The following is a 26,980-nucleotide window of genomic DNA, read 5'->3' as shown; positions in this document are numbered from 1 at the left end:
AACTAGAAGTTAAGTTTATAAAATAGAAAAAGTCTTGTAATTTTTTTACAAGACTTTTTGAAATATAAATTATTCCTTCTCTTTCACTATTGGTCTTATTAGACCTTCTTGCGCAACGCTACAAATTAGTTCACCAGAACGATTGAATAAATTTCCTCGTGTAAAACCTCTTGTATCATTTGCACTTGGAGATTCAACATTAACTAATATCCAATCATGCAAATTTGGTTCTCGGTGAAACCAAATTGAATGATCTAAGCTGGCCATTTGTGTGTTTCCAAAGTGAGCTTTAGAAGCATGAGGTTTTATTGCTGTTGATAATAAATTGTAATCAGAGCTATACGCAATTAATTGCTGAATAATTGGTAAAGGTAAATCCTCTGGAACATCATTAAAAGTTAACCAAACATTACTAAAATTAGGATAATCTTTTTTCTCAAAAGGATTCACAAATTCAACAGGTTTAAAATCTAACGGACGCTCTGCTAAGACAAATCGCATAATTGATTTTGGTAAAACTGAACCAAATTGTTCTGCTACATCATTCCAGCTCATTAATTCTTCAGGAGGCGTTACAACAGGCATTTTTTCTTGATGCTCGTAACCTTCTTGCTTCAACTGAAAGGAACAAGCCATTACAAAAATAGGCACACTGTCTTGCTTTGCTGTGACAACACGTGTACTAAAACTTCCTCCATCACGAAGATTTGCTACTTCAAAATAGATAGGTTTTTCTAAATGTCCAGGTAAAATAAAGTAGGAGTGAAGGGAATGGCAAAAACGATCTGAAGGGACAGTTTGATACGCAGCATGCAAAGCTTGGCTTACAACTTGTCCTCCAAAAACATTTGGACTTCCCATAAAAGAACTTTTCCCTTCGAATAAATTTTCTTCTAATTTTTTGAGAGAAATTAATTCGATGAGTTCTTGAGTAGTTTTCATTATTAAATTTAAAATTTCAAATTATTTAATTTCTGCACATTTTGTTCTAATGCACATTTATATTCATTTTTCATTCGATAGACTAATTCTTCGGTTGAAATAATATCATGAATTCCAGAAACTCCGTGTCCAGCAGACCAAATGTCTTTCCATGCTTTATGTCCATCGCCTCCAATTAATTTCGAAAAATCTTCTTCTTTCTTTTCGTCTAAATCAATTCCAGAATGTATAATACTTGGTTTCAAGAAATTTGCATTTACACCAGAAATTCCATCTGTATAAATCACATCTTCGAAAGTAGAATCGACTAACATTGTTTTATAATCTTGATTCGCAGAGGCTTCTTTTGTCGCGATAAAACGAGTTCCGATGTATGCAAAATCAGCACCCATATTTTCAGCTGCTAAGATATCGTTTCCGTTGTTCATCGCACCTGCTAAAATTAAACAACCATCGTAAAAAGTGCGAATATCATCAATCAAAGCAAAAGGATTAGCCGTACCAGCATGTCCACCAGCACCAGAAGCTACAGCAATAATTCCATCTACACCAGCTTCAGCAGCTTTTTCCGCATGACGTTTTTTGATCACATCATGAAAAACCAAACCTCCATAACTATGAACTGCATCTACAACTTGTTTTACAGCACCAAGCGACGTAATAATAAGCGGTACTCTATATTTTGCACATAAAGCTAAATCACCTTCGAGACGAGGGTTTGTTTTGTTAACGATTAAATTCACTCCAAATGGAGCTGCTTTTTTACCTGTTTCATCTTCAAATTGTTTTAATTGAGAAGTGATATCAATTAACATTTGTTCGAAATCTTCGGCTGTTCTTCCATTCAAAGAAGGGAAAGTTCCACATACACCATTTTTACATGCTTCTACAACTAATTCAGTTCGAGAAACAAGAAACATAGGTGAAGTGATTAAAGGTAAATCTAAACTATTTTTAAATTCTTGTAGGGTCATACTAAAATTTTTTTGATGTGGTATAGGATGCAATATAGTTATAAATTGAGTTATGATTTTCAGAAAAGATTAATTTATTTGCATAAAAAAATCCTGAAATGTTTAATATTTTCAGGATTTTTTATTTGATAAAAGCAGTGTTCGATTAATTTAAATTTAGGATTATTATTTCCTTCACGTTATTTAATTTCAATGCTGAAATTGATTTTGAAAACATTAATAATTTTTCAATCGTTGATTGTTTTGGTTCAAATTTTTCTGAGTAAAATTCAATCATAAAAACTTATTTACTTTAAAAACGTTAAATAGATAAGTTTATTTTTTAATCGATTGTTAAAATAATGTTATTATTTTCGATAACTTTTCTTAAGTTGATAATTGCATAGCGCATTCTTCCTAATGCTGTATTAATACTAACATTTGTTTCTTCCGCAATTTCTTTGAAACTTAATTCTTTGAAGATTCTCAGTTCTAAGACTTCTCTTTGATCACTTGGTAATAAAGTAACAAGGTATCTTAAATCATTTTCAATTTGCTTTTTAATGATTTTGGTTTCGGAACATTCGTCAGAATTTCCAATAAAATCGAAAATATTATATTCGTCATCATATTTACCTATAGTTTCTCTAACAGCAGGCATTTTCTTAATATTTCGAAAATAATCAATAGTTAAATTATGCGCAATACGCATTAGCCAAGGTAAAAATTTTCCTTCTTCATTATATCCGCCACTTTTTAGTGTAAGAATAACTTTTATGAAAGTATCTTGGAAAATATCTTCAGTGATATCTTTGTCTAAAACTTTTGAGAAAATGAAACTATAGATTCTACTTTTATACTTCTCAATTAAAATTTCTAAAGCATATTCATTACCATCAACATAGTCTTTGATTAGCAATGAGTCTTCTTCGTAATTCATAAGGTAGATAATTTGGTTTAGTAAGTAGATTTTTTTATCTATAGGCTTCTTGTTTTTTTATAAGTGATTCAAATATAGTCAAAGTTTGAATCAAAACAAGTGAATTAACATAAAAAGAGGACTGTCTCTTAAAGTGTGTAAGTTCAAAAATTAAGCTTGGGTTAGGTTCTACTTTTTAGAGTCTAACCCTTTCTTGATATAGGATTAAAAATTGATCAATAATAACTCCCCAGTTTCTTACTGGTATTGACCATTTTTTAGTTGCTTCTCTCACAGCCAAATATACGGATTTCATAACAGCTTCATCTGTAGGGAAGGATAATTTATTTTTAGTGTACTTCCTTATTTTACCGTTTAGATTCTCAATTAGATTGGTGGTGTATATGATTTTCCTAATATCTACGGGGAATTCAAAGAAAACCGTAAGGTCTTCCCAGTTGTTTTTCCAGCTTTGGATGGCATAAGAATATTTATGTTCCCACTTAGAAGCAAAATCATTTAAAGCAGCTTCAGCAGCCTGTTTAGTTGGCGCGTTGTAGATTTCTTTCATATCAGCAGTAAACTGTTTCTTATCTTTCCAAACAACGTATTTACAAGCATTTCGAATCTGATGTACTACACATATTTGTGTTTTAGATTCAGGAAAAACGGTACGTATGGTATCGGTAAAACCATTTAAGTTATCGGTTGCTGTAATCAAGATATCTTCAGTTCCTCTAGCCTTCATATCGGTTAAAACACTCATCCAAAAGGATGATGACTCATTTTTACCTAACCATAATCCTAAAACTTCTTTGCGTCCATCGCGTTTTAAGCCTACTGCGATATAAATGGTTTTATTAATTACTTTGGAACCTTCTCTAACCTTAAAAACAATTCCGTCCATCCAAACGATTAGATAAACAGGTTCTAATGGGCGATTTTGCCAAGCTACGATATCAGAAGTTATAGCATCAGTTATACGTGAAATGGTCGATTGAGAAACGTCAAAATTGTAGACTTCTCTGATCTGTTCTTCAATATCAGAAACGGACATTCCCTTGGCGTAAAGCGACACAATGACGTTTTCTAAGCCTTCAACCATGCTTTTTCGTTTAGGTATCAGCATCGGATTAAAACTAGCATCACGATCTCTAGGAACCTTTATTTCTTCTTCGCCATAACTCGTTTTTATCTTTTTACTAGAATAACCATTACGCGCATTTTCTTGCTTGCGTAAATCATGCTTATCGTAATCCAGGTGAGCATCTAACTCACCTTCTAACATTTTTTCAATTCCTCGCTTTTGTAAGTCTTTGAGAAAGTTTTGGAGTTCATCGCCAGTTTTAAACTGTTTGAAAAAATCATCCGGAAATAGGTCTTTTGTTTCCATAAATATGTAAATATTAAATGTATAAAAAAAATTCTGCTCGATTTTAACCCAAGCAGAATTTTATACTTACACAGTTTTTGGTACAGTGTCATAAAAAGTCTTAAAAAAGAATAAAATTTTCTTAAAATTTTAGAAGTCTAAACCAAAAAAGGCCATTCATTTATTGAGAACAGCCTTTTTGTTAATTATTAATTAAGAATTAAATCTTTGCGATGTGCTGAACTAAATCAACTACTTTGTTAGAGTAACCAATTTCGTTGTCATACCAAGCAACTAACTTAACGAAAGTAGGGTTTAGCATGATACCAGCTTCTGCATCGAAAATAGATGTTCTTGTATCACCTACGAAATCTTGAGAAACAACAGCATCTTCTGTGTATCCTACAATTCCTTTCAAATCTCCTTCAGCAGCTTCGCACATTACTTTTTTGATTTCGTCGTAGTTTGTTTCTTTTGCTAATTTAACTGTTAAATCAACTACAGAGACATCAACAGTTGGTACACGGAAAGACATTCCTGTTAATTTTCCGTTCAATTCTGGAATTACTTTTCCAACTGCTTTCGCAGCTCCAGTAGATGAAGGAATGATGTTTACCATTGCACTACGTCCACCTCTCCAATCTTTCATTGATGGTCCGTCAACTGTTTTCTGAGTTGCAGTAGTTGCGTGAACTGTTGTCATTAAAGCTTCCACAATTCCGAAATTTTCGTGAATTACTTTTGCTAATGGTGCTAAACAGTTTGTTGTACAAGAAGCATTAGAAACGATTGTGTCTTCTGCTGTTACAGATTCGTGGTTAACACCCATTACAAACATAGGGGTATCATCTTTAGAAGGACCTGTTAAAACAACTTTTTTTGCTCCAGCTTCAATGTGTTTTCCTGCAGTTTCTTTTGTTAAGAATAAACCTGTTGCTTCGATTACGATATCAGCTCCAACTTCGTCCCATTTCAAGTTCGCTGGGTCTCTTTCAGCTGTAACGCGAATTGTTTGTCCATTAACAATTAAGTTTCCGTTTTCTACTTTAACTTCTCCGTTAAATTTTCCGTGAACTGAATCATACTTTAGCATATAAGCTAAATAATCAACGTCTACTAAATCGTTAATACCTACGATTTCAATATCGTTTCTCTCAATAGCAACCCCGAAAACAAGGCTACCAATTCTTCCGAATCCGTTGATTCCAATTTTAATTTTTGACATAGTATATATAATTTCCCTTTATATTAAATGTTTAAATCGCTAAAATATTAGCTACTTTGATTAACTCTTCGTCAATCTCATTGTGTTTTTTGATGGCTTCATCTATCGCTGTAAATACAACTTTATTAGAGCGAATACCAGCCATAAGATTTGTTTTACCTTCTAGTAAACCTTCGACAGCAGCAATTCCTAAACGACTTGCTAAAACACGATCGTGACAAGATGGAGAACCACCACGCTGTATGTGTCCTAAAACTGTTACACGAATATCATATTCTGGATGACGATTTTGTACTTGTTTTGCTAATTCAAAAACTCCACCTAATTTTTCACCCTCTGCAACTACAACGATGCTTGATTTTTTTCCAGATTTTTCTGAACGTTCTAAAGAAGAACATAATTCTTCGATACTATCACGTTGTTCTGGAATCAAAATATCTTGTGCACCTGAAGCAATTCCACTATTTAAAGCAATAAAACCTGCATCGCGTCCCATTACTTCCACAAAAAATACACGATCATGTGATGTAGCAGTATCTCTTAATTTATCAATTGCATCAATTACAGTATTCAAAGCTGTATCGTACCCAATTGTAAAATCTGTTCCGAAAATATCATTGTCAATTGTTCCTGGAATTCCAATAAATGGAACACCAAACTCTTGATGAAAGATATTTGCTCCAGTAAAAGAACCATCTCCACCAATTACAACTAAAGCATCAATGTTATTTTGTTTTAGATGATTGTATGCTTTTTGACGACCTTCTGTAGTTTTGAATTCTAAAGAACGAGCAGTTTTAAGAATTGTACCACCTTGATTGATAATATTTTTCACTGAACGAGGTCCAAGTTCAATCATATCATTGTTAATCAAACCTTCGTAACCTTGACGAATCCCTACTGATTTGATATCGTAGTACTTACATGCTCTTACAACGGCACGTAAGGCCGCATTCATTCCAGGCGCATCACCTCCAGAGGTTAATACACCAATTCTTTTTATATTGTTTCCCACGTTTTTCCCTTTATTAAATCAAATATAATAAAAAATCAGAATATTATTATAATTGGTAGTATGAAAGATAAATTAATCTTCGTCGACAGGTTTTAACGTTCCGTCTGCAAAATCTCGTTGAAGAATAACCGCAATATACAAATCTTCTCGTGTTCGCTTCGGATCATAAGTTTGTTTTAGATCAATATTAAACGCGCCACTTGCTGCTTGATAAAGAAAAGCATTCAATCCGCCACGTAATTCTTTTATAATATCGTATGTTGTTTTATTTGTTTCTTTATAGATTAATTTAGTAAGAATTTGTCCACGAGAACTTGACATATTTTTTAATTGATTCTCAAATTGATCAGCCAAATCCTTTTGGCGAGATTTAATAAAACGTTTTTTGTCTCGTCTTTTATCCATTGTTTGAATGGTGTCTGATACATAATTATATTCTCTAACAGCAGTTCTTACATACGGCCAAACATCGCGAACACGCTTTCTTAGCCATAAATAATATTTTTTTTCTAAATCAGTTTTTAAATGAACCGAATAACTATTCATTTCATTAAGATGTATTGTGTCTAAAGGATTAAACGCAAATTCATCTAAATTAATTGAATCATTTTTAATTTCTTGTGCAGGATTTTTTCCACCTAAATCTAACCCAAAAATTTGAGCATTAACATTAGATAATCCAACAAAAGTAAGTAGTAAAGTTATATGATAGATATAAAATTTCATATCAGAATTAGTTCAAAAATTGTTCCTAAAATTAGTACATTTGTTAGATAAATAAACTAAAATGAGTACAAATAATTTGTTTGATCAACAATCTTTGGATTTTTTGACAAAATATTTAAATACAGCTTCACCTACAGGTTTTGAAAGTGAAGGACAAAAAGTTTGGATGGATTATATCAAACCATATGTAGATGAAGTAAAAACAGATAATTACGGTTCTGCTTATGGTATAATAAATCCTGAAGCGAAGTATAAAGTTGTGATTGAAGCCCATGCTGATGAGATTTCTTGGTTTGTGAATTATATTTCTGATGATGGATTGATTTATGTGATTCGTAATGGAGGATCAGATCATATGATAGCACCTTCTAAAGTGGTTAATATTCATACCAAAAAAGGAATTGTAAAAGGAGTTTTTGGTTGGCCAGCAATTCATTTGCGTCAAGCAGGAAAAGATGAAGCGCCAACTCCAGATAAAATTTGGATTGATACAGGTTGTACATCGAAAGAAGAAGTTCTTGAACTTGGAATTCACGTTGGTTGTGTGATTACTTATCCTGATGAATTTTTTACATTGAACGATCGTTATTTTGTTTGTCGTGCAATAGACAATAGAATGGGAGGGTTTATGATTGCTGAGGTTGCGCGTAAATTGGCAGAAAATAAAGATCAATTAGATTTTGGTTTATACGTTGTAAATGCGGTTCAGGAAGAAGTAGGGTTGCGTGGCGCGGAAATGATTACGCAAACAATCAAACCAAATGTTGCGATTATTACTGATGTTACACATGATACAACGACACCAATGATTACAAAATCGAAAGAAGGTGAGCAAAAATGTGGTGATGGCCCAGTTGTTTATTATGCGCCTGCTGTGCAAAATAATGTACGCGAATTAATTATTGATGCAGCTGAGAAAAACAATATTCCTTTTCAGCGTGCTGCAAGTTCTCGTGTAACAGGAACGGATACAGACGCTTTTGCATATAGTAATGGTGGTGTACCTTCAGCTTTAATTTCGTTGCCTTTGCGTTATATGCACACAACTGTAGAAATGGTTCATCAAGCTGATGTAAAAAATGTCATCGAGTTGATTTACGAATCAGTGAAAACAATTAAAAACGAACAAAGTTTTAAATATCATACTGTTTAAATTATAAAGTGATTAAAAAATATAAAGGCTGTCGTGAGACAGCCTTTGTTGCTATTTTGTGCTTCGATCTACTTCAAAAATTTCTATAATTGAATTTAAATTTAGCTAAATTTATTCAGAAAATCATTATTCAATCAAATATTAGAATAAATCTTTAGAGAATGATTATTTTTATACTTTAAAAGAAATAAGATGAAAATTGAATTAAATAGAGTAAATCAGGCTTCTCACTATGAAGCGACTGCGTCAAGTTCTTCGGTAAAAGTAAATATTGATGGACCTGAATCGATTGGAGGAGAAGGAAAAGGAGTTCGCCCAATGGAGTTGGTTTTGATTGCTTTGGGAAGTTGTAGTGTTTTTGATTTGAATGAAATTTTGAAGAAACAACGCCAAGAAATTGAAGATATTAAAGTTGAGGTTGAAGGTCAGCGTCGAGATGAAATTCCAAATATTTTTACAAATATTCATATCAAATTTTTCTTAAAAGGAAATATTGATTTAGATAAAGCAAATAAGGCTGCTGAATTAGCGGTTAAGAAGTATTGTAGTGTACATGATATGCTTGCAAATGGAGGAATTGATATCACTTACGAGATAAATGTAAATTAAATTGATAACAAAAAAAAGGTCTTTCGAACGAAAGACCTTTTTTTAATACATACATTTTCAATTAAGCTTCAACAATAGTTAAAGCTTCTTGAAAGATACTAACTTGCGCTAATACTTTATTTTTTAATTCTTCATTTACAATTTCGTTATTTTGGAAATTATCGTTGAAAGATGGGAAAGTTGTGCTTGCTACAATTTCTCCGCTTGCAAACATTCCAAAATATTTTGTTGCAACTTCCATTACATTTCCTCCACCATAAGCACCTGGAGATGTACTTAATAACAACAATTTTTTATCTTTCAAATATGGCATTTCGATACGAGAAACCCAATCCAAAATATTTTTTAATGCAACAGAAAAGTTTCCATTATGTTCTGCCAAAGAAATTACAACACCTTCTGCATCTTTGATTTTATTGTAAAAATCCTGCGCTTCTTGTGGAAATCCATTTTCTAATTGACGGTCAATAGAATAGATAGGCATCTCGAAATCATTGATGTCAACTAAATCGATTTCTGCATTTTCGATTTGATTTAAAGTATAATTTAATAATTCTTTATTGATTGATTTTTTGCTGTTACTACCAGCGAAAGCTAAAATTTTCATATTCTTATTGAGTATTTTCATTTTTGATGAAGCAAAGTTATTGCAAGCAACCATAAATTTTATTGACCTATGTTAGGAAAAGATAAAAACTTATATTTTTTTTCTAAATTCATCAATTTTAAGAATCAATTCTCTGTTTAATTCTTCATTAGTGATTTTATCTTCTGCAAAATTTTCGTTGAATTTAGGCAAAGAGAAATCGACTAAAATGTCACCTCCCAATTTTGTAATTAATTTAGAACCTATTTCTAAAGAGTTTTTAGCTCCATAACCACCAGGAGATGTACTCATAACGAAGACCTTTTTTCCTTCAAGAAATTTATAATTAATTCTTGAGCACCAATCCATATAGCTTTTAAAAACTGCTGTAATGCAAGCATTATGTTCTGCTAATGAAATAAGTAAAATATCAGAATCAACAAGTTTTTGATAAAATCGTTTTACTTCATCAGAAAAACCTTGTTCTTTTTCTATATCAATATCAAAAGTAGGAATATCAAAGTCATCTAAATCTAAAATCTCAATTTGATCTTTGTTTAATAAAGAAGAAGCATAAGTTACGAGTTGTTTATTGATAGAAGTAGAGCTGTTACTTCCGGCAAAAGCTTTAATAATCATAGTTTTTATCTTAAGTTATTGTTTTTTTGTGTGTAATAATTGCGCATATTCTGTTGGTCGAATTCCTGAAACTTTCTGAAAAATATTACTGAAAGATGACAACGAATTATAACCAACTAACATTGCGATTTCGTACATATTGTATTTATTTTCAGCAATCAATTCCAATGATTTTGTGATACGTAATGCGCGTAAAAATCGAACATAATTAATTCCCATATTATCTTTGAATTTTCGAGATAATGTTCGCGTGCTCAAACCAAATTGTTGCGCAACTTCATCTATTGTATAGTTTTTCTCGATATTTTTCATCAGAAATCGAGCAATATCGATCAGTTTCTGATCTTTTGGAAATGGATGCTGAATAAAAGCGGGCAATTTGTTCGATTCCATTTCGGGCAAAATAGATCGTATGGCTTTTACAAAATCATATTTTGCAGGATCTTTTTCCGAAATTGATCCACTCCAATTTTTGGTGTACAAAATCATTTCCCTTAACAACTCATTCGTGTAATAAATATTTGTAATCGAATAAAAATCGTTTTCTTCTTTTTCGGTCTTGAAATAAAAGTTATACAAATCGCCTGTTTTACTATTCGTTAAGATAGAATGTGGCGTATTTGCAGGAATCCACATAAAACAACGCGCAGGCAAATACCAATGTTTGTCGTTTACAAAAACATGTACAATTCCGCCTTCTGCATATAATAATTGTGCTTTTTTGTGTTCATGTACGCGCGTTCCTATCGTATCTAAATGTGCATGTTGTATGTAAAAATGGACTTTAGATTTGTCAACTTCGTTAAAAAAAAACTGATCAAACAACATTGTTTTATACTTTTATAAAGTGAAATATTTTGCTTTTGCAAATTACTTTATTTTGGCGTAAATGAGCAAATTATTTTCTTTTTTTATCAAGAGGGTAAAGGTGTTTTGAATGTAACTTTGCATCACTAAAAATCAATAACAGACTTATAAATAATACAAAATGATATTTAAATTCGTTAAATATCAGTTGCTTACATTGTTGTTAATGCTGAGTGGGTTGAGTTATGCTCAAAATGAAATAGACTATAACCAACTGAAATTAAGCAAAGCAATTGAAATTGGACTTCAAAATAATAAAAAATTACAAATTAGCGCTTTAAAAACTAATATTGCTGAATTAAAAGAGAAAGATCTTAAAAATGAGAAATTGCCAGATGTAGACTTTCATACTGGTTTTCATGTTTTGAGTAATTTACGCCAATATGAAGACGGTTTTTTAAAACCTTCTACAAAATATGCTGTTCCTCGAGTGAAATACGATTTTACACTTTCGGCAGAAATCCCAATTTATTTAGGTGGTAAATTAAAAAATGATGAGAAAAAATCTGAAATAGAAACTAATATTTCGAAACTGCAAGTTCGAAAAGATGAGCGAGAATTGAGAATGCAAATTATCACAGCTTATTTACAAGCGTTGCATTTACAAGAGCAACAAAAGTTGATTTTGGATAAAATGAGAGAAGATTCGGTTGTGATAAAACAAACAGAATCCTTGAAAAAAAATGGGTTGGTAACGTATAATGAAGTTTTGAGAACAGAATTGCAATTGTCAAATCATAAAATTTCTTTTACAGAATTGGCGAATGAAATTTCGATTATCGAACATCAAATCAAAACAATTTTGGCTTTACCAGAAAATCAAGAAATGCATATTGATACTTATGATTTGTTTACAAATGAAGAGCATTTGGGGTTAGTTGATGAAATGATTTTGGAAGCAATGGATCAAAGTGAAAGTTTGAAAATTGCGAAAGATGATTTGAATTTGAAAGAAATTGATAAGAAAATTACCAAATCCAATACATTACCAAAAATAACTGCTGGTGCGGAATATGGATATAATTATCCAAACTTTATGTTTTTTCCTCCAGAAGAATATTTGTACAGATTTGGTTCTGTTGGTGTAAATGTTTCGATTCCATTGAGTAATTTTTTCAAGAATAAACAAAAAATGCAAATCGCAGATCGTAACATTTCAATTGCAAAATTAGAAATAGAAGAGAAAGAAGAACAAATTCGACATGATGTTTTTGCAGCGAATAAACGATTAGAAGAATCGATCGATAAAATAAAAATTGCGGAAGATGCAATTGGTCAAGCCAAAGAAAATTATCGAATTGTTAGAACAAAATATGTCAACAAATTGAGTTTGATTACAGAACTTATCGATGCGGATAACGCTTATTTAGAAGCTCAATCGAATTTGATTTCATTGCAAATTAACAAACAATTAAAATACTATCAATTACAATACATTTTAGGAAACTTATAAAAATGGGAAAACAACAGACAAAAGGAGAAAAACGAATGAATAGAACGCTTTCTGCGATTGCTTGGATTTTTATTATCATAGGAATCACTGCAGTAGCTTGGTTTTATTTCTTTTCGAGTTCACATGTCAATACAAATGACGCGCAAGTGCGACAATATATTACGCCAGTTTCGAGTAAAGTTTCTGGTTTTATCAAAAAAGTAAATTTCGAAGAAAATCAATTTGTACACAAAGGTGATACGCTTGTTGTGATTGACAATAGAGAATTTCAGAACCAGATTGATATTGCAGAAGCAAATTTAGAATCGACTTCGCAATCTGTTTTAACATATGAAAAAGCGGTAGATACAAAATCAAGTGATGTTAATATTGTTAATGCAAATATAGAAGCTGCTAAAATAGAGGTTTGGAGAACTGAAAAAGATTATAATCGTTTCAAAAATTTAGTGCAAGAAGATGCTGCAACCGTGCAACAGTTTGAAGAAGTTGAAGCGAAATATAAACAAGCAAAAGCAAGTTTGAGTGCTTTGGAACAACAACGTAATGCCGTGAATGTTAGTGCGTCTGCAGAACAAACAAAAGTTGCGCCTGCAAAAACTCAAATTTTACAACGAAAAGCCCAATTGAACGATGCTAAACTTATTCTCTCATATACCTATGTTGTAGCACCTTACGATGGTTGGGTTGGAACAAAAAATATACAAGAAGGTCAGTTAATAAAAGAAGGGCAGGCCTTGGTGCAAGTAGTTTCGAAAGAGAAATGGATTGTTGCAAATTTTAAAGAAACGCAAATTGGAGAAATCGATTTGGATCAACCAGTTATTATAAAAGCTGATGCCTACAAATACATTGAGTTTGAAGGAAAAATTGAATCACTTTCGCCAGCTTCTGGGTCTGAGTTTGCTTTGATTAAACCTGATAATGCTACAGGAAACTTCGTGAAAATTGAACAACGTTTTCCTGTAAAAATAATTCTGAAAGAGTCTAAAAACAACGAAAAATTACGTACCGGAATGAATGTAAATGTTTCCGCAGAAAAAGTAAATTAAATAAATGTCACAACAAAATTCAATATTTAATAAATGGGTTCCGCAAAAATTGGTTGTGCCAATTTTTATCCTTGCGCTATTTCCACACTTGATGATTTTGACTATATTCAACATGAATAGTACGTTTACAGCATCATTTTTGGATTTGGAGGTCGACGATTTGCAGTTCCTTTTTTCGATGGCGTATGCCACTATTGTTTGTGGCTTATTTATTCACGTTCGATTTTTTCACTTTTTCAATATCAGAAGTTATTTGCTAACAATGACCATGCTTAACATTTTGGTATTGTTTGGAATGACATTAACGACAAATACAGAATTGATTTTGATTCTGCGTTTTATTCAAGGACCTTTATCGCTTTTCGAAGGTTGTATTTTGTTGCCAATCATTATGTCGAATATTAAAAGTGAACATTCAAAATTGATTGCTTATTCGTTTTTGTATGGCGTAATGTTAACAGGTGATAAATTTACGACTTCTATCGTGAAGTTTGCGATTGAGAATTATAACCACAATATGATGGTGTATACGATTATGAGTTTTCATGTTGTAGCATTAATTATTTATGTATTTTTCTTTAATCACAACAGAATGTTTCCTAAAAAACCATTGTATCAATTAAATTTAGGAGGAATTTTCTTGATGATTATTTCCCTAATTTCTGGCGCGTTTTTCTTGATTTATGGGAAAAAATATTATTGGTTCGAATCGCCAATTATTATCACAGCATTTGCATCAACACTCGTTTTTAGTGGCTTATTTTTATTGCATCAAAAAACAGCCAAACGACCTTTGTTTCATTTTGAGATTTTCAGATCAGAACGTGTCATTTTAGGAATATTAATGTTTTTTGTTTTCTATACTTTGCGTGCTGGGATGAGCAATATTTACCAAGTCATGTCAACAGTTTGGAAATGGCAATGGGAATATGTGTTGCAGATTCAATATTTTAATGTAGCAGGTTCCATCATTGGTATTGTATTTTCATTTTTCATGGTTAAAAATAAAGTTGATTTTAGAAAAATATTTTTTCTTGGATTTGTACTTTTAGCCATGAGCATGTTGTGGTTTAGTTACTTGTTTTATCCAGATACAAAAGTCGAGGCAGTAGCGCCAACGCTGATATTAGAAGGAATTGCGCAAGGTGTTATTTTTACGCCATTAGTGTTGTATATTACAGGTTCTGTACATCCTTCTATTACTGGTAGTGCGGCGCAAGCAGGTACGGCGATTCGTTTTTGGACGACAACAATTGGTTTTTCGCTGATGCAAAATGCAATTTTATACTTGACGACTAAACATCAATTTTTGATGACCAAAAATTTAGACAAAACGAGTCCGATTTTCCAACAACAATGGAATAGTTTGTTCAATAAAAATATTGCGAGTCATCTTCCAAACGAAGCAGAAAGTATTACTGCCGCAGCTTTAAAAGCAAAATTGTATAACCAAGCTTTGTTGGTTAGTAATATAGAGATTTTCCGAACATTGTTTGTTGTGGGAATTATCGCTGCGATTTTTGTAATTCTTTATCAACCGATAAAAAATAGACTTTTACATCGTTAAAATAATTTTTATATATTACTTTTTTATTTAATTGGCGTATTTGATTTAATAGAATCAAGTACGTTTTTTTTTATGACAAATTTTTTAAAATGAATATTTTATCAAAATTATCCTGTAGAAAGGTCATATTTTAAAGTTTTTTAAATTTATAAATGGCTTAAATGAACAAATTTTATTCTCAAATAATCAACTTGTTTTTATGCGCTAGCACTTACTTTTGCCATCAAAATAAATCAAACGAAAAATGATTAATTGTTTTAATAAATGTTAGTTGTATTTTATTGATTTTAAATTTGTTATATTTTTATAAAATGAATCATCGTATTTTAACGATTTATTATTCAGAATCACATTTTAGCCTTTTGACTTTTCTCAGGCAGCTTCCTTTTTTTACTTTTTAGGTAAGATAATCACGAAATCAATAAAATATTTTTAATTAGACAAACTTTCGAATGAATGTTTTGAACTTGATTGTAAAATTGAATAAATAACTCAATGCACAATCAACATCCCATTTTCAAGAAATGGATACCAGAAAAATTGGTGCTTCCAATTCTCATTGCCGCGTTGATTCCGCATGTGATGATTCTCTCACTTTTCAATATGAATAGTACATTTACAGCTTCATTTCTAGATGTTGATGTAGACGATTTACAATTCATTTTTTCTTTGGCTTACGCCACAATTGTTTGTGGACTTTTTATTAACGAACGGCTTTTTCAGTTCTTTAATATTCGCTCTTATTTATTGTTTATGACTATTATCAATATTATATTAATGTTAATAATTTCGTTGACAACAAATACGCAATTGATTTATTTACTTCGTGTGATACAAGGAACAACATCTTATCTCGAAGGATGTATTATTGTTCCGCTAATTATGTCGCGTATAAAAGGCGAATATGGACGATTATTAGGAAATACGTTTTTGTATGGATTTATGATGACGGCTGATAAATATACAACCTCTATTGTAAAATTTGCCATCGAAAATTATAATTTCAATATGGTGATTTATACTGTCATCTTTTTTCATGTTTTATCGTTATTGATTTATGTTTTTCTCTTTAGTCATGGTAGATTGTATCCCAAAAAACCATTGTATCAGTTAAATTTGGCGGGTTATTTTTTGATGATGATGTCATTAATAGCAGGAGCTTTTTTATTGATTTATGGTAAAAGATATTATTGGTTCGAATCGCTTTATATCGTTATTGCGTTTGCTGCAATGTTTATTTTCTCAGGCTTATTTATTTTGCAACAATTAACGTCTAAAAAACCAATTTTCCATTTCGAGATTCTTCGTTCCGAAAGAGTTATTGTAGGTATGTTGTTGTTTTTTACATTTTATATTTTCAAATCGAGTATGAGTAACATTTATCAAGTGATGAATGTTGTTTGGAAATGGAATTGGGAGTTTGTTTTGCAAATACAATATTATAATTGTGCCGGAATTTATATTGGAGCATTGTTTGCTTATTACATCATAACACAATTTCAAACGCAATATAAGTATGTGTTTTTTGGAGGTTTTTTTTGTTTAACGTTTGCTATGTTGTGGTTTAGTTACATTTTGGTTCCAGATACTCGTCCGAATGCAGTTATTCCGCCATTGTTGATGGAAGGAATGGGACAAGGAATGTTGTTTGCGCCAATTTTGCAATATATGGTATGTTCTGTACATGCTAATTTTTCTATGAATACCATGCAAGCAGCAGTTGCAATGCGTTATTGGTCGTCAACAATTAGTTTTTCGATTATGCAAAATGCAATTCTTTTCTTGACGACTAAACATCAATTTTTGATGACGAAAAATTTAGATATTACCAATACAATTTTTCAAGAACAATGGAATAATCTATTCAATAAACACGATACAACTCATTTAGTAAATGAGTCTATCAGTTTGACAGCAAGCAATCTAAAATCTCAATTGTATAATCAAGCTTTGTTGATCGCAGATATTCAAATTTTTAGAACCTTATTTTATTTCGGAATTGTAATGATGGTTTTTATTATGATTTATAATCCAATCAAAGGAATTTTACATCTTAGGAAAAAGAGAAAAGAAACTCATTGATTCGCTTTTTTTCTGGTATTGATTTCTGCATTTATTTTCGCTAAACCTGTTATAAGAGGAATAAAAGTTACAGAACATGATAATAAAATAACGAATGTTACATTGATATCATATTTGTTTGTCATCTTCAGAATTAATAAAACGATTGCAATGAGTAATAAAGGAATTTGAATGCTAAGATTAAGTTTATTAACTTTTTTTCTTTTTTCATTTAATTCTTCTAATGTTAATTCGCTCAAAGGTTTTTCTTTGTTCATCTTAATTATTTTATTAAAGATAGTAAAATCAAATTAAAAAATAGATTCAACAAAAAAGCTAACCAATTCGGTTAGCTTTTTAATTTTTTTCTAAAAAATTTTTAATCCCTTTTATATTTTTCTTTGTAAGTGTCAAATGCTTGCATCAAATTTTCTTCAATAGCTTTTGGCATTCTGCGCGTCGCTTCAAATTCATTTGATGAAAGTGATTTGAATTCTGAAAGTGTTGGTATTAATTCAATCGAATTAACTAACATTTCAATTTCTGTTTCATATTGACGATTAGCCAAAGAATGAAACGTATCATTCCCGTAAACAGGAACATATTGTTGTTCAATCAAAAAGCCAGCATCGGCTTCTGTGTCTACAAAATGAGTTGTAACACCAATTTCGACTCCTTTTGTGATTGCCCATTTTAATGAATCTAAACCTCTTGTCAAAGGTAAAAAACCTGGGTGTGTATTGATAATTTTATGATTGTCAACCAACTCATCTGGTAATAATCCCGCACCTGCAATAATTACATATTCAGCTTTATAATCGTTTAATTGATTATTCAACGTTTCAGCAGTTGTCAAATCGAAATTATAACCAAAATTATTACAGTAATCATCTAAATTTACTTGAATCGCTTTACTTGGACGATGTTGATAAATTGGTTTGAACGGATTTTCTCTTTGTACAAAAGGCAAAGCAAATATTTTTACATTTTGATAACCTTTAGCTTTTAATCCGTGCAAAACATCTTGTGTTTTGCGATGAGGAGTATTGTAAGAAATTACCGCTATTTTTGGTTGAGCTGCCATGCTTATTTAATCAAATATTTTTTGTGATAATCAACAACATTATCAATTGGTTTTCTAATAATATGACCAACTGTTAAGTGATATTCTGCCGCAACTGAACGAATAACATCTTCGTAAATATGAGCAATTGAACCAATAAAATTTAATTCAGAATGACGAGCTTCTTCGTAAGGCATAATTTGATATTCGATAAAAGAAGACATCGCATCATAAATAATTTTCTGAATAAATGGATCATTTTTATGTTCAACAACAAATTTATTGAAAGAAGCTAAATATGTATTTGCAAATTTATTTTGGTACACATTTTTATTTAACTCATCTACAGATAATTTATAATAATCATCAAAAGCTTTTGCTAAATGTGGAGGCATTTTTTTTGTATAAAAAGCGCGTAATACACGTTTTCCTAAGTCATTTCCAGAACCTTCGTCTCCTAAGATATAAGCTAAAGATTTTGTTTCTTCACGCATTGTTGTTCCATCGAAATAACAAGAGTTAGAACCTGTTCCTAAGATACAGACCATTGCAGGTTTTCCCATGTAAGTGGCATAACAAGCGGCTAATAAATCATGGTCTATTACAAATTCAGCATTTGTAAAGAAGTTTTGTAAACCTTCTTTAACAACAGCATGCATTGTTTCGCTGGAAGTTCCAGCACCATAAAAAAAGATTTTTGCGAAATCATTTGCAACAGGTGCAAAATCTTCATTTTTTTGTAATTCAGTCGTAATATCTTCTGCTGTTACAAAATACGGATTAAATCCAATTGTACTTGTTCTAAAAACTTCATTAAGGTCGCTATCTAAAATTACCCAATCCGTTTTAGTAGAACCACTATCTGCTATTGCAATCATTTTTTTGTTTTGATATAATTGAAGAGTGCTAAAATAGTATTCTTTTAACAATGCACATAAAAAAACGCCCGAAATTTCGGACGTTTTCAAATTTTTTTTTTAGTGATCATGGTCGTAATCTTCACCTACAACGATTTCGATAAAAGATTGCGTTTGATTTCCAGCGCGATCAATTAAGAATAATCCTAAGTGATAATGTCCTTCCGTAATTCCTTCTGTAGGAATATTTACTTTATGACTTAATGTGTGCTCAGTTTTTCCTGCTGGAATAGCTTCTTCTGCATCATACGTCCAATTAACATTTGCTGTTCTGTGTTGATGACCATCTTCTGCGGAATGAATTTCAATTTTTACCGTTCCCAATTCTACATTGTCTTTCAAAATAGCATCAATTGAGATGGTTTCGCCTAAATGAAATTCATCGTGGTCTTTAGGTGCAATCAAATTAATTTCAGGTTTTGTTGTATCTAATGAAGAATCATCTGATGAACAAGATGTAATGAATAATGCTGATAATGTTATAAATGAATAGTTTAAAATTGAATTTTTCATTGTTTTATTTTTTTTGAATTGAATATTATTTTTTTAAGATTTTGGTTGATTTATTAATAAACAAAATCCTGAGGCGGACCTCGTGTAAAATGATATTCAATTGTAGAATGTTTAATTTTTTCTACTTGTTCAAAACTTTCTTTACTGTAAAATTCTTCGTTCGGTTTTGATTCTATTTTTGGTTCATCATGCGTGTCAATAAAGACAGAGTAATAGGTGAAATGATTACATTGATGATGAATAATTTCTTTCTTTTGATTCGAAAAATCTTGTGAATGATCGATTAAAGAAAAATGTAATTGATTAAAAGTTGGAATCGAAAAAAGAATAATACTAAAGAAAAGTCCAAAAATAGGATGTTTCTTTTTCATGTATCAACTATTTTCCGAACGGAATTCCTAACATAATTTGTATGTTTCGAGCTTGTTCTGGTAATTGCAATGCACGATAAAAACTGGTGTGATTGTAATAGTTTTTATTGAATAAATTAGAAACCTGAACACTTAAATTTGCACTAAAATTATTGAATTTAAGTTTCGTTTTTCCTCCAATTCCAACCAAGAAATAACTTGGAGTGATATCTTCATTTTGTGCAATTTTATCTTGCTCAAATGTATATTTTCCATTTGCAAAAAAGCTCAAACCTTCTAAAAATGCAATATTTTGATTGATTTTATAATTAATTTGTCCAAATAAATTATTTGCAGGAGTGAAAGGAAGATAATTTCCGAATTTTTTATTTTCCGTAATTTGTCGATTGTATAAATATTCGTACACAAGATTTGCATCAAAATTTTCGTTGATTTTCTTACGAACTTCAAATTCAAAACCAGTCAACAAAGCTTTGCTTTGTGTATATTGATAAATTTGTCCACCATGAGGAAGAATCGAAAATTGTCCCGAAGGTTTTAAGAAAATATAATTGCTGAAATAATATAAATACGGACTTAGCGAAATATTCCAATCATTTTTGTGAAAAACAGATTTGAAATCTACAGCAATTCCTTTTTCTATATCAAGATTTTCGTCACCTCGTTCATGTCTAAAACTACCGTGATGAATTCCGTTAGAACCCAATTCTATAGCGGTTGGTAAACGGAAATTTGTTCCAACATTCAAGTTGAAATCCCATAAATCATTTGGTTGAAAAGTTGCACCAATCATTCCGTTTAAATTACTGAAACTACGATCGATTGATTTGCTACGATTTGCATAATAATCTGCAATGCCTTCAGAATTACCTTTTTCAATCAAATAATTGTAAAGAAATTCATCAAAATAACCTTCCGATTTGAACGTCGAATAATCGTAACGTAAACCAGCAGTTACTTTCCAACGATTTCCTTTTTTGAATTCTTCAATCAAAAATCCGCTAAAAATATTTCGGTCATATTTTGGTAATAAATAATTGTAACCGGCAATATTATTGGCTTGTAATTGCGCTTGTGCGCCAATTATTGTTTTGAAATTTTTGCTATGATTATGTTCAAATTTTAATTGAGAATCATACGTTGATAAATTAAAATCTAATTCTAAATCAGGATTTTTTGTTGGAACTGGTTGATTTGCATAATGTGTGTGAAATGAACTAACTTCTTGTCGACGATTGTTTTGATAACTTGCTAAAAATTTTAAAACGTCTTTTGAATTTAAACGAAATTCATTTTCGGAAATTACTTTAAAATGATTCACTTTTTGATAAGGAAATTCGATATTTCTATAATTTCCATCATCTTGAAGTCTATCTACAGAAGGAATTCCGTGTGAACCAGGAAAGAAACCGATTTTCTGATTAACGTTAGAAACCGTTAAAATTGAACGAAATTTCTCACCAATATAACCTGTTTGTATTTCAGCATTCAAATCTTGTCCAGCCGTATTTTTTACACGTTTATTGTAAATTGGTAAATAGCGATTCAGGTAATAAATGCGATCGGTAGTCGTTCTGTAGTCTGCATAATCAGAATAAGAACCTTTTATTTTATAGAAAAAATGATCGTTACGAGATTTCAAATTAAATCCAATTCCGTAATTATCATTTATTGATTGATATAAAGTTTTTGCTTCTCCAGAAAGTGAATGTTTCGCTGGTAAATTGTTATTGTTAATCTTGATAACTCCAGCAATAGCTTCATTTCCGTACTCCAAAGCCGCAGGCCCTTTTATCACTTCGACATCTTCAACATTTAGCGCATCAATCTCCAAACCATGATCGGCTCCCCATTGTTGTCCTTCTTGTTTTACACCATTTTCAGCAACAATTAATCGATTGAAACCAAGTCCACGAATAATTGGTTTTGAAGCTGATGATCCAATTCCAGAAGCATTAACACCTGCAATATTTTCAAGTGATTTGGCTAATGATCCTGCATAGTTTTCTTGAATATAAGATTGATCGACACGCTCTACATTAGCTGTTGAAAAATCGTGATGATGCCCTAAAACAGTAACTTCATCTAAATTATATGCTTTGTGAAAAGTAAGTGTAAAAACAAATTTTTGTTGAGAATCAAACGTAATATTTTGAGAAAAAGGTTCGTAACCTTGCTCATCAATTTGAACTTGATAATTTCCTTTGTTTAAATTCTCAATTCTAAATTTTCCTTCGGCATTTGTGTGATATTCTTCGTTGTTGAAGTATACAGTTGCGAAAGGAATTGGTTTTTGATTTTTATCTATAATTTGACCTTCGAAAATGTTTTGTGCAAACACAGTTCCGCACAATAATGTAGCCGCAATACTACATTTTATGTTGATTGACATAAATACAATAATTTAATAACGTTAAAAAAATAAGGTGGTTTTTTCTGAAATTAAATTGCGTAGGGCGGTGCTCGAAGACTTTTTTGAGTAAGTAATACAGCTTGTTTTACACGAGTTGTGTAAAGTGTTTTATCTTTTTGGATAAATGATTGTGACCATTCAAATAACTCAATTTCTGAATCATTTTCTATAAAATGTTGATTGAAATGGCAAATTGTACAGCTATGATCGTGTACGTTAGAGAATTTGTCTTTCAGCTCTTTGTGCTCTTTATTTAGAGCATGATCCAATATATGCGCAGACTGATACACTGTCATAAACAGTGAAATCGTTAGCATAAGATATTGGATAAATTTTTTCATTCAGTTTACAAAAATAAGATTTTATTTCATTTCTTTCAACTCTTTCATGTTTTGTTGAAGTTTTCTTAAAAATAAAAAATAAATAATCCCATAATAAACCGTTCCTATAATCACAATAAAAGCAACAGCAGTTATTATTGCAATCCAACCATAAACAGCAGCATTATTCACAATTGGCTGTATATCATGAGCGTGTTTTGCCAAATAAATAGATTGGCCTAATTCGTAATAGAATGGGGCAGAAGAAACAATTAAACTTAAAACGGTGAAAAGAATAAACAAGTTCACCAATCGACGAAATGAAATAATGTTTTTCATCAAATCGACCACAGATTGATTAAGATCTATTTTTTTTAAATAACGATAAGCCATCACCAAAAATCCAAACGTAATCACAATACTAAAAACCGAAGCGATCTCGTAATTGTTAATTGTTTTTTCTTCGACTAATGTTTTGACTTCGTTATTAAAAAAATTTTTTCCTGAAATTAAAACATATAAATTGTAGACAAGAAAAAGGATAAATTCGAAAAAAGTGAATATAAATAACCATTTTATTGTTGTTGATGATTTTTTCTTCAACATTTGAAAAATTTGATTTTGATCAAACTTTTCTTCTTCCTTTATGGAACCCCAAATTGATTTTAAGTCATCTAACTCCATTATTGTTCCATTTTAGACATTATTTCTTTTAATTTTATCTTCACTCTGTTCATCTTTACTCGTGCATTTACTTCCGAAATTCCTAAAGTTTCGGCAATGTCTTTGTAAGGTAAGTCTTCCAAAAATAGCAGTACCAATGCACGTTCTACGTCGTTTAATAATCTAATTGCCGCGTATAAAAGTGTGATACGCTCTTCTAAAAATTCGTCTTTGTCGTCTGATTTTAAGTTTAAAAATTGAGCTTCATTAAAATCAGTTTCACTGGATTTTGTTTTTTTTCTGATTAATGTAATTGCTGTGTTTAAGCTAACACGATACATCCACGTACTAAATTTTGAATCTCCCTTGAAGGAATCGTAAGAACGCCATAATTGCAATACAATTTCCTGAAATAAATCGTCATGAGAATCCTTGTCGTCTGTGTAAATACGACAAACCTTATGGATAATTCCCTGATTTTTCTCGACTAATTCGGTAAATATTTTTGCTTTATTATTCAAACTATTATTCTGTTGCTCTTTATTTGTAGTAAAAAAAAGAATAATGTTACAACTAAAAAAATAAAAAATCCTCTTATAGAAATATAAGAGGATTAACCTAACTAACTTAAACCTATGAAAAGTTGTTCTACTTTTCTACTGCAAGTATAGAAATTAATTATTTATTAAGCAATAAAAATTTAGAAAAATTGTTAAAAATGTCTTAATTAACTAAGAATGATTCTAAACTATTGAAATCTGTTAACGAAATGATATAATTCATTGTGATTAGAGCAATGGGATGATTAAATTTGTGGAAATATCTAAAAAATTAAACGAATTGCTTTATGGCAAATGAATCATTACTAAAATCGTCGATTGGTAAGAAGTTCGCGATGGCGCTTTCAGCGTTATTTTTGATCGTGTTCTTGTTACAACATTTCGTGATTAATGCATTATCTGTTATTAATCCGAATGGGTTCAATGAAGTTTCGGCTTTCATGAGTGATAACCCTTTTATCCAATATTTAATGCAGCCTATTTTATTAATTGGTGTTGTATACCACTTTGTAATGGGGTTTGTATTAGAAGCGCAAAACAAGAAAGCGCGTGGACCAGTTGCTTACCAAAAGTATAATGGTGCTGCAAATGCTTCTTGGATGTCAAGAAACATGTTAGTTTCTGGATCTGTAATTTTAATTTTCTTATTATTACACTTGTATGACTTTTGGGTTCCTACAATTACTGATCACTACATTGTTCCAAATCCTGAGTTTGCTCAAGGAAATTACTTTATGGATCACTTAAACCACGTTTTCACATTAGAAGGTGCTTTAAGTTTTGTAAGATTAGTAATTTACATTGTTGCATTTGTATTTTTATCATTACACTTACAACATGGATTTGCATCAGCATTCCAATCTATTGGTGCAAGACACAACAAATACACTCCAGTAATTGTTGCTTTCGGGAAATGGTATTCAATTTTAATTCCAGCAGGTTTCATTATCATCGCTGTTTACCATTTTTTTGTTAAATAATTAAATAATATCAAGAAATGAGTATATTAGATTCAAAATCTCCAGAAGGAGATATCGCACAACAATGGAGCGAACACAAAGCACACCTAAACTTAGTGGCTCCAAATAACCGTGATAAAATTGATGTTATTGTTGTAGGTACTGGTTTAGCTGGTGGTTCTGCAGCTGCTACTTTAGCAGAGTTAGGATATAAAGTAAAAGCTTTCTGTTACCAAGATTCACCTCGTCGTGCTCACTCTATTGCTGCACAAGGGGGTATTAATGCTGCTAAAAATTATAAAGGAGATAACGACTCTATCTATCGTTTATTTTACGATACAATCAAAGGTGGTGATTACCGCGCTCGTGAGTCTAACGTTTATCGTTTAGCGGAGGTTTCTGGTAATATTATCGACCAATGTGTAATGCAAGGGGTTCCTTTTGCACGTGATTACGGTGGGTTATTAGATAATCGTTCTTTTGGTGGGGTACAAGTATCTCGTACTTTCTATGCGAAAGGTCAAACAGGGCAACAATTATTATTAGGAGCTTATTCAGCAATGAATCAGCAAATCCACTTAGGGCACATCCAAATGTACAACCGTCACGAAATGTTAGATATTGTTCTTGTAGATGGTAAAGCTCGTGGTATTATCGCTCGTAATTTAATTACAGGTGAAATCGAAAGACATTCTGCTCACGCAGTAGTTATTGCTACTGGTGGTTACGGAAACGTATATTTCTTATCTTCTAATGCAATGGGTTCTAACGTAACTTCAGCATGGAAAATTCACAAAAAAGGTGCTTATTTTGCTAACCCTTGTTATGTACAAATTCACCCAACTTGTATTCCAATCCACGGAACAAATCAATCTAAATTGACTTTAATGTCTGAATCTTTACGTAACTCTGGTCGTATCTGGGTTCCTAAAAAGAAAGAAGATGCTGAAGCAATCCGTGCTGGTAAGAAAAAAGCAGTTGATATCAAAGAAGAAGACAGAGATTACTACTTAGAAAGACGTTATCCTGCATTTGGTAACTTAGTTCCTCGTGACGTTGCATCTCGTGCTGCAAAAGAGCGTTGTGATGCTGGTTATGGTATTGAAGCAAATGAAACTGGAGAAGGAGTTTATTTAGATTTTACAGATGAGATCAAGAAAAAAGGTCGTGAGGTTGCTTTCGCAAACGGAGATCAAAATCCATCAGATGCTGAAATCGAGAAATTAGGTAAAAAATGGATTGAAGAGAAATATGGAAACTTATTCCAAATGTATTGGAAAATTACAGATGAGAATCCATACGAAAATCCAATGCGTATCTATCCAGCAATTCACTACACAATGGGTGGTGTTTGGGTTGACTACAACTTACAATCAACAATTCCTGGATGTTTCGTAGTAGGAGAAGCTAACTTCTCTGATCACGGAGCTAACCGTTTAGGAGCTTCTGCATTAATGCAAGGTTTAGCAGATGGTTATTTCGTATTACCTTATACAATTGCAGATTATTTATCAGCAGATATTCGTACAGGTAAAATTCCTACAAATACGCCAGAATTTGATGAAGCTGAAAAGGCTGTTAAAGACCAAATTCAACATTTCTTAAGCAATAAAGGAACTAAAACTGTAGATAGTTTCCACAAACGTTTAGGAAATATTATGTGGAACAAAGTAGGTATGGCTCGTAATGCTCAAGGTTTAAAAGAAGCGATTGCTGAAATTGCTGCTTTACGTGAAGAATTCTACCGTGATGTAAAAGTTCCTGGTGATGCTAACGAAATGAACACTGAGTTAGAGAAAGCTGGACGTGTAGCTGACTTCTTAGAATTAGGACAGTTAATGGCAATTGACGCTCTTAACCGTAATGAGTCTTGTGGTGGTCACTTCCGTGAGGAGTACCAAACAGAAGAAGGTGAAGCAATGCGTGATGATGAAAATTATACTTATGTTGCCGCTTGGGAATATAAAGGTGATGATATCAACACTGAGGTTTTACACAAAGAGGAATTAAATTACAAATATATCGAGCTTAAAACTCGTAGTTATAAATAATAAAATCATTTTGC

Annotated in this window: 27 protein-coding genes; 8 read left to right on the top strand and 19 right to left on the bottom strand. The window is 31.5% G+C overall.

Annotated elements, in window-relative coordinates; translation table 11 throughout:
* Positions 1–69 precede the first annotated feature (69 nt).
* From B3I31_RS14405 to B3I31_RS14375, 7 genes are all read right to left on the bottom strand, one after another.
* The gene (locus B3I31_RS14405) at positions 70–942 is read right to left on the bottom strand and encodes an acyl-CoA thioesterase (protein ID WP_286496182.1); all 873 of its coding nucleotides are present in this window, start codon (positions 940–942) and stop codon (positions 70–72) included.
* 8 nt (positions 943–950) lie between these two features.
* Complete coding sequence (locus B3I31_RS14400; protein WP_280049291.1) at positions 951–1,916, bottom strand: NAD(P)H-dependent flavin oxidoreductase; 966 nt, start codon at positions 1,914–1,916, stop codon at positions 951–953.
* A 322-nt stretch (positions 1,917–2,238) separates the two neighbouring features.
* The gene (locus B3I31_RS14395; protein ID WP_115001114.1) at positions 2,239–2,835 is read right to left on the bottom strand and encodes an RNA polymerase sigma factor; all 597 of its coding nucleotides are present in this window, start codon (positions 2,833–2,835) and stop codon (positions 2,239–2,241) included.
* 175 nt (positions 2,836–3,010) lie between these two features.
* Positions 3,011–4,207 (bottom strand): IS256 family transposase, encoded by a 1,197-nt coding sequence (locus B3I31_RS14390; RefSeq protein ID WP_291060211.1) that lies wholly within the window; start codon positions 4,205–4,207, stop codon positions 3,011–3,013.
* 199 nt (positions 4,208–4,406) lie between these two features.
* The gene (gene gap / locus B3I31_RS14385; RefSeq protein WP_286495233.1) at positions 4,407–5,411 is read right to left on the bottom strand and encodes a type I glyceraldehyde-3-phosphate dehydrogenase; all 1,005 of its coding nucleotides are present in this window, start codon (positions 5,409–5,411) and stop codon (positions 4,407–4,409) included.
* 31 nt (positions 5,412–5,442) lie between these two features.
* A complete protein-coding gene (gene pfkA / locus B3I31_RS14380; RefSeq protein WP_291060213.1) occupies positions 5,443–6,426 on the bottom strand; it encodes a 6-phosphofructokinase in 984 nt (327 codons plus the stop codon).
* 72 nt (positions 6,427–6,498) lie between these two features.
* Positions 6,499–7,152 carry a DUF4294 domain-containing protein gene (locus B3I31_RS14375; protein WP_286495232.1) on the bottom strand — a complete coding sequence of 218 codons (654 nt, stop codon included), beginning with the start codon at positions 7,150–7,152 and terminating at the stop codon, positions 6,499–6,501.
* Between the two features lie 61 nt (positions 7,153–7,213).
* On the opposite strand from B3I31_RS14375, the gene B3I31_RS14370 reads away from it, so the two are divergent.
* Positions 7,214–8,305, top strand: a complete 1,092-nt coding sequence (locus B3I31_RS14370) for a M42 family metallopeptidase (protein WP_286495231.1) — start codon at positions 7,214–7,216, stop codon at positions 8,303–8,305.
* Between the two features lie 192 nt (positions 8,306–8,497).
* Complete coding sequence (locus tag B3I31_RS14365) at positions 8,498–8,914, top strand: OsmC family protein (protein WP_286495230.1); 417 nt, start codon at positions 8,498–8,500, stop codon at positions 8,912–8,914.
* Positions 8,915–8,975: 61 nt separating this feature from the next.
* Here the strand turns inward: B3I31_RS14365 and B3I31_RS14360 are convergent, their stop codons facing one another.
* The 3 genes from B3I31_RS14360 to B3I31_RS14350 form a co-directional block, all read right to left on the bottom strand.
* On the bottom strand, positions 8,976–9,521 hold the full coding sequence (locus B3I31_RS14360) for an NADPH-dependent FMN reductase (RefSeq protein ID WP_125349252.1): 546 nt from the start codon (positions 9,519–9,521) through the stop codon (positions 8,976–8,978).
* 90 nt (positions 9,522–9,611) lie between these two features.
* Positions 9,612–10,139, bottom strand: coding sequence for an NADPH-dependent FMN reductase (locus B3I31_RS14355; protein WP_221855853.1), 528 nt, complete (start codon positions 10,137–10,139; stop codon positions 9,612–9,614).
* 15 nt (positions 10,140–10,154) lie between these two features.
* A complete protein-coding gene (locus B3I31_RS14350; RefSeq protein WP_038336064.1) occupies positions 10,155–10,967 on the bottom strand; it encodes an AraC family transcriptional regulator in 813 nt (270 codons plus the stop codon).
* Between the two features lie 160 nt (positions 10,968–11,127).
* On the opposite strand from B3I31_RS14350, the gene B3I31_RS14345 reads away from it, so the two are divergent.
* The 4 genes from B3I31_RS14345 (at position 11,128) to B3I31_RS14330 (ending at position 17,157) form a co-directional block, all read left to right on the top strand.
* Complete coding sequence (locus tag B3I31_RS14345; RefSeq protein WP_291088189.1) at positions 11,128–12,459, top strand: TolC family protein; 1,332 nt, start codon at positions 11,128–11,130, stop codon at positions 12,457–12,459.
* A 2-nt stretch (positions 12,460–12,461) separates the two neighbouring features.
* Positions 12,462–13,508: an HlyD family secretion protein gene (locus tag B3I31_RS14340; RefSeq protein WP_280037837.1), complete on the top strand. Its 1,047-nt coding sequence runs from the start codon at positions 12,462–12,464 to the stop codon at positions 13,506–13,508.
* A 4-nt stretch (positions 13,509–13,512) separates the two neighbouring features.
* Positions 13,513–15,075 (top strand): hypothetical protein, encoded by a 1,563-nt coding sequence (locus tag B3I31_RS14335; protein ID WP_115001100.1) that lies wholly within the window; start codon positions 13,513–13,515, stop codon positions 15,073–15,075.
* A gap of 495 nt (positions 15,076–15,570) precedes the next feature.
* Positions 15,571–17,157, top strand: coding sequence for a hypothetical protein (locus B3I31_RS14330; protein WP_286495226.1), 1,587 nt, complete (start codon positions 15,571–15,573; stop codon positions 17,155–17,157).
* Here the strand turns inward: B3I31_RS14330 and B3I31_RS14325 are convergent.
* The 9 genes from B3I31_RS14325 to B3I31_RS14285 all read right to left on the bottom strand — a co-directional run bounded on the left by B3I31_RS14325 (position 17,151) and on the right by B3I31_RS14285 (position 23,917).
* The gene (locus tag B3I31_RS14325) at positions 17,151–17,414 is read right to left on the bottom strand and encodes a hypothetical protein (RefSeq protein ID WP_286495225.1); all 264 of its coding nucleotides are present in this window, start codon (positions 17,412–17,414) and stop codon (positions 17,151–17,153) included. The genes B3I31_RS14330 and B3I31_RS14325 overlap by 7 nt on opposite strands.
* Positions 17,415–17,515: 101 nt before the next feature.
* Positions 17,516–18,220, bottom strand: a complete 705-nt coding sequence (locus tag B3I31_RS14320) for a formyltransferase family protein (protein WP_286495224.1) — start codon at positions 18,218–18,220, stop codon at positions 17,516–17,518.
* A gap of 2 nt (positions 18,221–18,222) precedes the next feature.
* A complete protein-coding gene (locus tag B3I31_RS14315; protein WP_221855585.1) occupies positions 18,223–19,077 on the bottom strand; it encodes a BadF/BadG/BcrA/BcrD ATPase family protein in 855 nt (284 codons plus the stop codon).
* A gap of 99 nt (positions 19,078–19,176) precedes the next feature.
* Positions 19,177–19,629 (bottom strand): DUF4625 domain-containing protein, encoded by a 453-nt coding sequence (locus B3I31_RS14310; RefSeq protein ID WP_115001091.1) that lies wholly within the window; start codon positions 19,627–19,629, stop codon positions 19,177–19,179.
* Between the two features lie 53 nt (positions 19,630–19,682).
* Complete coding sequence (locus tag B3I31_RS14305; RefSeq protein ID WP_038337229.1) at positions 19,683–20,000, bottom strand: hypothetical protein; 318 nt, start codon at positions 19,998–20,000, stop codon at positions 19,683–19,685.
* A gap of 7 nt (positions 20,001–20,007) precedes the next feature.
* A complete protein-coding gene (locus tag B3I31_RS14300; protein WP_221855587.1) occupies positions 20,008–22,392 on the bottom strand; it encodes a TonB-dependent receptor in 2,385 nt (794 codons plus the stop codon).
* Between the two features lie 50 nt (positions 22,393–22,442).
* The gene (locus B3I31_RS14295; protein WP_148098210.1) at positions 22,443–22,709 is read right to left on the bottom strand and encodes a hypothetical protein; all 267 of its coding nucleotides are present in this window, start codon (positions 22,707–22,709) and stop codon (positions 22,443–22,445) included.
* Positions 22,710–22,775: 66 nt separating this feature from the next.
* Positions 22,776–23,417, bottom strand: coding sequence for a hypothetical protein (locus B3I31_RS14290; RefSeq protein ID WP_286495221.1), 642 nt, complete (start codon positions 23,415–23,417; stop codon positions 22,776–22,778).
* Complete coding sequence (locus tag B3I31_RS14285; RefSeq protein ID WP_038337221.1) at positions 23,417–23,917, bottom strand: RNA polymerase sigma factor; 501 nt, start codon at positions 23,915–23,917, stop codon at positions 23,417–23,419. Before B3I31_RS14285 ends, B3I31_RS14290 begins: the two co-directional genes overlap by 1 nt.
* Before the next feature lie 326 nt (positions 23,918–24,243).
* On the opposite strand from B3I31_RS14285, the gene B3I31_RS14280 reads away from it, so the two are divergent.
* Both B3I31_RS14280 and B3I31_RS14275 read left to right on the top strand, forming a co-directional pair.
* Positions 24,244–24,936: a succinate dehydrogenase cytochrome b subunit gene (locus tag B3I31_RS14280; RefSeq protein WP_286495220.1), complete on the top strand. Its 693-nt coding sequence runs from the start codon at positions 24,244–24,246 to the stop codon at positions 24,934–24,936.
* Positions 24,937–24,953: 17 nt separating this feature from the next.
* Entirely contained in the window at positions 24,954–26,966 is a 2,013-nt protein-coding gene (locus B3I31_RS14275) for a fumarate reductase/succinate dehydrogenase flavoprotein subunit (protein WP_286495219.1), read from the top strand.
* Positions 26,967–26,980 lie beyond the last annotated feature (14 nt).

This window comes from Empedobacter sp. UBA3475, from assembly GCF_002378465.1.
Classification (GTDB): domain Bacteria; phylum Bacteroidota; class Bacteroidia; order Flavobacteriales; family Weeksellaceae; genus Empedobacter; species Empedobacter falsenii_B.
This window is presented reverse-complemented; position numbering and strand designations above follow the sequence as displayed.